At 60.9% G+C, this 5,980-nt stretch carries 6 protein-coding genes and 1 pseudogene; 6 read left to right on the forward strand and 1 reads right to left on the reverse strand.

What is annotated here, in order from left to right; translation table 11 throughout:
- On the reverse strand, nucleotides 1-431 hold a 431-nt coding region (locus tag QVE23_RS06905), incomplete at its 3' end, for a helix-turn-helix domain-containing protein (RefSeq protein ID WP_287967819.1).
- 122 nt (nucleotides 432-553) lie between these two features.
- Here QVE23_RS06905 and rsmH point away from each other — a divergent pair.
- The 6 genes and pseudogenes from rsmH to QVE23_RS11025 all read left to right on the forward strand — a co-directional run.
- Entirely contained in the window at nucleotides 554-1,594 is a 1,041-nt protein-coding gene (gene rsmH, locus QVE23_RS06910) for a 16S rRNA (cytosine(1402)-N(4))-methyltransferase RsmH (protein ID WP_287967821.1), read from the forward strand.
- A 32-nt stretch (nucleotides 1,595-1,626) separates the two neighbouring features.
- Nucleotides 1,627-1,965: a nucleotide pyrophosphohydrolase gene (locus QVE23_RS06915; protein WP_334117932.1), complete on the forward strand. Its 339-nt coding sequence runs from the start codon at nucleotides 1,627-1,629 to the stop codon at nucleotides 1,963-1,965.
- A 215-nt stretch (nucleotides 1,966-2,180) separates the two neighbouring features.
- The gene (gene nrdD / locus QVE23_RS06920; RefSeq protein WP_287967822.1) at nucleotides 2,181-4,379 is read left to right on the forward strand and encodes an anaerobic ribonucleoside-triphosphate reductase; all 2,199 of its coding nucleotides are present in this window, start codon (nucleotides 2,181-2,183) and stop codon (nucleotides 4,377-4,379) included.
- A 184-nt stretch (nucleotides 4,380-4,563) separates the two neighbouring features.
- Nucleotides 4,564-5,103: an anaerobic ribonucleoside-triphosphate reductase activating protein gene (gene nrdG / locus QVE23_RS06925; protein WP_021748614.1), complete on the forward strand. Its 540-nt coding sequence runs from the start codon at nucleotides 4,564-4,566 to the stop codon at nucleotides 5,101-5,103.
- A gap of 181 nt (nucleotides 5,104-5,284) precedes the next feature.
- Complete coding sequence (locus tag QVE23_RS06930) at nucleotides 5,285-5,716, forward strand: MarR family winged helix-turn-helix transcriptional regulator (protein WP_021748615.1); 432 nt, start codon at nucleotides 5,285-5,287, stop codon at nucleotides 5,714-5,716.
- A 70-nt stretch (nucleotides 5,717-5,786) separates the two neighbouring features.
- Nucleotides 5,787-5,980, forward strand: a pseudogene (locus QVE23_RS11025) (ABC transporter ATP-binding protein); the annotation flags it as partial.

A 5,980-nucleotide genomic window follows, 5' to 3' on the forward strand; every position in this document is an offset into this window, starting at 1 on the left:
GCCTTGGTCAGGAGCTCCTGGCCCTCCGGCGTACGGAGAGTATCCAGCACCGCGGTGCGCAGTGCCTCCTGGAATTTCTTGCTGGTGAGGAACGCGTCGAACATGGTGCCGCCCTCCCCGCCGGAGGACGCCGCCACCGCCGGCTTCACTGCCGCCCGCCTGGGGGCCGGAACCGGGGCGGGCTCGTCCAGAAACGCCCCGTCCATCCAGTCGGACATCTGGGTGGTGTCGTTGGTCTCTCCCCGAAGATAGAAGAGGGACACGCCGAAGTAGGACGCCAGCTTGTTCTGCTGGTCCTGGGTGGGGGTCTGGCGGCCCGTCTCAAACTTTTCAATCGCCGTGCGGGGGAAGCCCAGGGCGGCGGCAAGAGCCGGACGGCTCAGGCCCCTGGCGGTCCGCAGCTCCTCAATGCGCTGTGCCAAAGTTACCATAAAAATCTGCCTCCTTGCTGAATGTCTATTGTATCCGGTCCCCGCCGCTCTGTCAATGCGGCGGGACTTTTCTTTTGGCTGCGGCTGTGATATGATAGCGGTTCAGAGAAGGAGTTGATCCCATGGAGCAGGAGCACAAGCGCCGCCCCCGGTACAAGGGCACCCACCCCCGCACCTTTCAGGAGAAGTACAAAGAGCATGACCCGGAGAACTACCGCTCTGATGTAGAAAAGATCATCGAGAGCGGCAAGACCCCGGCAGGGATGCACATCCCCATTCTGGTAGACGAGATCCTGGAGGTCCTTCAGATCCAGCCGGGCCAGACCGGCTACGACGCCACGCTGGGCTACGGCGGCCACACCCGCCGGATGCTGGCACAGCTCCAGGGGCAAGGACACCTATATGCCACGGACGTGGACCCCATCGAGATGGAAAAGACCCGCGCCCGGCTGGCATCTGCGGGCTTCGGGCCGGAGCTCCTCACCATCCAGCATCGGAATTTCGCCGACGTGGACCAGGTGGCCCCCGGCGTGCTCTTCGACTTCGTGCTGGCGGATTTAGGCGTCTCCTCCATGCAGATCGACGACCCGGCCCGGGGCTTTACCTTCAAGCAGGACGGTCCCCTGGACCTGCGGCTGGACCCCTCCTCCGGCGTCACCGCGGCGGAGCGGCTGCGGCAGCTGGACCAGGAGGAGCTGGAGAACCTGCTGGTGGAAAATTCCGACGAGCCCTACGCGGACCGCATCGCAAAGGCCGTCATTCAGGTGTTCCGCCGGGGCGGCACTGTGGATACCACCCGCCAGCTGTACGCCCTCATTGAGGGGGCGCTGTCTTTCCTCCCCGCCGGGGAGCGGAAGGAGGCGGTGAAGAAGTCCTGCCAGCGGACCTTCCAGGCATTGCGGATCGACGTGAACAGCGAGTTCGAGGTGCTGTACGCCTTTCTGGAAAAGCTCCCCCATGTGCTGAAGCCCGGCGGGCGGGCGGCCATCCTCACCTTTCACTCCGGGGAGGACCGGCTGGTGAAGCAGGCCTTCCGCCAGCAGTACCGGGAGGGGCTTTACAGCGACATCGCCCAGGAGGTCACCCGTCCCTCCCCTCAGGAGTGCCGCCGGAACCCCCGGGCCCACTCCACCAAGCTGCGCTGGGCTGTCCGGGCGGAGTGAATCCTGATTTTATGGAAAAGGAGTTGACATCCATGCTGCGGGATGAGACGATCCGTCGGGTGATCCAGTTCCGGGACGACCGGGAGTGGCGGCAGTTCCACACCCCCAAGGACCTGGCCATCTCCCTGTCCCTGGAGGCGGCGGAGCTGCTGGAGATATTCCAGTGGAGCGGCACGGATCTGGAGTGCCGGGACAAGCTGGGCCGCATCCGGGAAGAGCTGGCGGACGTGCTGAGCTACTGCGTCCTGATGGCCGATGTGTGCGGCCTGGATCTGGATGAGATCCTGAACGCCAAGGTGGATCAGAACGCCGCCAAGTACCCGGTGGAAAAGGCCCGGGGCAGCGCCGCCAAATACACAGAGCTGACCTAACTGTTCTCCGGATCCCGACCGCTCCGCGCCCTGCCGCACGGGGCGGTTTTTCCGCATCGACAGCTTTTCTCCGGAACGCACAAATTTCCCCGCCGAATTTTGGAAGACACTATGGTAAATGCAACTTTTCATCCCATATCTAGTGTGGTATGATAACAATGCTTACTAGATATATTACAATTGAGATTGATTCTACAAGAGAGGCGGAGAGTCCCATGAAAGTCATGAAGCGGAACGGCACGGAGGTCATCTTCGACATCACGAAGATCATCGCCGCCATCACCAAGGCCAACAACACTATCGAGGAGGACGCCCGGATGACCCCGGTCCAGATCCAGCGGATCGCGGAGTCCGTGGAACTCAGCTGTCAGAAGATGAACCGCTCCCCCTCTGTGGAGGAGATTCAGGACCTGGTGGAGTCCCAGATCATGGCTCACGGGGCCTATGAGGTGGCCAAGAACTACATCACCTACCGCTATGTCCGCTCTCTGGTCCGCAAGAGCAATACCACCGACGAGAAGATCCTCAGCCTCATCGAGTGCTGCAACGAGGAGGCCAAGCAGGAGAACTCCAACAAGAACCCGGTGGTGAACTCCACCCAGCGGGACTACATGGCCGGCGAGGTCTCCCGGGACCTGAGCGAGCGGCTGCTGCTGCCCGCCGACATCGTGGAGGCCCATCGGGAGGGCATCATCCACTTCCATGACTCGGACTACTACGCCCAGCACATGCACAACTGTGACCTGGTGAATCTGGAGGATATGCTTCAGAACGGCACCGTCATCACAGACACCCTGATCGAGCGGCCCCACAGCTTCTCCACCGCCTGCAACATTGCCACTCAGATCATCGCTCAGGTGGCTTCCAACCAGTACGGCGGGCAGTCCATTTCCCTGGCCCATCTGGCCCCCTTCGTGGATGTGAGCCGGAAGAAGATCCGCCGGCTGGTGGAGCAGGAGATGGAGGCCCTGGGCATCCGGCCCACCCGGGAGAAGATCGAGGAGCTGGTGGAGACCCGTCTGCGGGATGAGGTCCGCCGCGGCGTCCAGACCATCCAGTACCAAGTGCTGACCCTGCTGACCACCAATGGCCAGGCCCCCTTCGTGACGGTGTTCATGTACCTGGGTGAGGCCAAGAACGAGCAGGAGAAAAAGGATCTGGCCCTCATCATTGAGGAAACCCTGGAGCAGCGCTACCAGGGCGTGAAGAACGAAAAGGGCGTGTGGATCACTCCCGCCTTCCCCAAGCTGATCTATGTGCTGGAGGAGGATAACGTCCACGAGGATTCCCCCTATTATTACCTGACCAAGCTGGCGGCCAAGTGCACCGCCCGCCGGATGGTGCCCGACTACATCTCTGCCAAGAAAATGCTGGAGCTGAAGGGCGATGTGTATACCTGCATGGGCTGCCGCTCCTTCCTGACGCCGGACCGCTTCACAGATGCCGGCATCGGCAACATCGCAAACGCCGGCAATTATGAGCCTGGCAAGCACAAGTACTACGGCCGCTTCAATCAGGGCGTGGTGACCATCAACCTCCCTGACGTGGCTCTGTCCTCCGGCGGCGACCTGGACAAGTTCTGGAAGATCTTTGACGAACGGCTGGAGCTGTGCCGCCGTGCCCTGATGTGCCGGCACAACCGGCTGAAGGGCACTCTCTCCGACGTGGCCCCGATTCTGTGGCAGTACGGCGCCTGCGCCCGGCTGAAGAAGGGCGAGACCATCGACAAGCTGCTCTACCACGGCTACTCCACCATCTCCCTGGGCTACGCCGGCCTCTACGAGTGCGTGAAGTACATGACCGGCAAGAGCCATACGGACCCCTCCGCCACCCCCTTCGCCCTGCAGGTGATGCAGTACATGAACGACGCCTGCAGGAAGTGGAAGGAGGAGAGCGATATCGATTTCTCCCTCTACGGTACGCCTCTGGAGTCCACCACCTATAAATTTGCCAAGAGCCTGCAGCGCCGCTTCGGCATCATCGAGGGCGTCACTGACAAGAGCTACATCACCAACAGCTACCACGTCCATGTGACAGAAGATATCAACGCTTTCGACAAGCTGAAGTTTGAGGCCCAGTTCCAGGCCCTGTCTCCCGGCGGCGCCATCAGCTACGTGGAGGTGCCGGACATGCAGAACAACCTGGAGGCAGTGCTCCAGGTGATGAAGTTCATCTATGAAAACATCATCTACGCCGAACTGAACACCAAGTCCGACTATTGCCAGGTGTGCGGCTGGGACGGCGAGATCCAGATCGCGGAGGAGAACGGCAAGCTGATCTGGAAGTGCCCCCAGTGCGGCAACACAGACCAGGACAAGATGAATGTGGCCCGCCGGACCTGCGGCTACATCGGAACCCAGTTCTGGAACCAGGGCCGGACTCAGGAGATCCGGGACCGGGTGCTGCACCTGTAAAATATTTCGTTCAAAAGGCAAAGCCTTTTGAACGAAGAGATTGCAGTTTGTGCGCGCACTCGCTTCGCTCGCACACTTACAAACTGAGCGGTGTTTTTCCCGAGGCGCATGTCCCCGGGAAAAACGATCAAACTCAAATGGGCGCCTGCGGGCGCCCATTTTGAAGAATAGCAGGAGGACCGCCATGTACTACGGTGAGATCAAAAACTGCGACATTGCCAATGGCGAGGGAGTGCGGGTTACCCTGTTCGTCTCCGGCTGCACCAATCACTGCAAGAACTGCTTTCAGCCCCAAACCTGGGACTTCTGCTACGGCCAGCCCTTTACCACCGAGACGGAGGATTATTTGCTCTCCCTACTCTCCCCTGTCTACATCAACGGCCTGACACTGCTGGGGGGCGAGCCCTTTGAACCGGAGAACCAGCGGGCCCTGGTGCCCTTTCTCCGGCGGGTCCGGCAGATGTATCCGGACAAGACCATCTGGGGCTTCTCCGGCTTCACCTATGAGGAGCTTACCTCGGACGGCACTCATCCCCGCTGCGAGGTGACAGACGAGATGCTCTCCCTGTTGGATGTGCTGGTGGACGGCCGCTTCGTAGAGGAGCTGAAGGACCTGACCCTCCGGTTCCGGGGCAGCTCCAACCAGCGGCTCATCGACCTGAACGCCAGCCGTCAGGCCGGTTGCCTCTGTTTCCTGCCGGACCGCCCCCGGGGCGGCCGCTGAACAGCAGCCTCCAACCCGTTTTTTCAGAGGCGCCCCGCCCTTCGGTGTGGGGCGCCTCCTTCTCTTTCGGTGCCTGCCGAATTTTAAAGGAAGACCCGTAGAAATTTTGGCAGATTGCTTCTTGACATTTGCTAGTTTGCTAACTAAAATATAATCCTGTTCAGTTGGAGGAGGTGTTTCCATGCAGCATGAGCGGTACGTCGGGTATGAGATCAAGGCACTGTCCAATCTCCTGCGCAGACGGCTTTGGGGGCCTGCCGACCATCCCCAGAGCATGCTGACGGAGATCGAGGGCGTTTTGATCGGTTATCTCTGCCACAGCCAGGGCCGGGAAATCTATCAAAAGGATCTGGAGCGCGCCCTCTGCATCCGCAGCTCCACCGCCTCCCGGCTGCTGAAGCGGCTGGAGGACGAGGGCCTCGTCCAGCGCTCTATGGGGGTCAGGGACGCCCGGATGAAGCGGATCACGCCCACACTCCGGGCGCAGGCGCTGAATCAGGAGGCAGAGCGGCGGATCGCCGCCACAGAGGCGACGCTGACCAGAGGCATCTCTCAGGAGGAGATTGACCAGTTCCTGGCCATCGCGGAAAAGCTGAAGCAAAATCTCATTTGACCAACCGGGCCCCGCCGGGAAGCGGCTCAATCGCTTCCCCCGGCACAGCAAAGACACAAGGAGGTATTCTATGAAGAAAAAAAGGAGCCTGGCCAGCTGTATTCAGGAGTTCTGGCCAGCCACCATCCTGACGCCCATCTTCGTCATCGGCGAAGTGGCGTTTGACGTGTTGATCCCCCTGATGACCGGCAAGCTGCTGGACGAGGGGGTCAAGGCCGGCAGCATGCACCATATTGCCGCCTACGGCCTCACCGTGGTGGGAAT

The sequence above is a fragment of the Oscillibacter sp. KLE 1728 genome, assembly GCF_934833455.1.
Lineage (GTDB): Bacteria > Bacillota > Clostridia > Oscillospirales > Oscillospiraceae > Oscillibacter > Oscillibacter welbionis.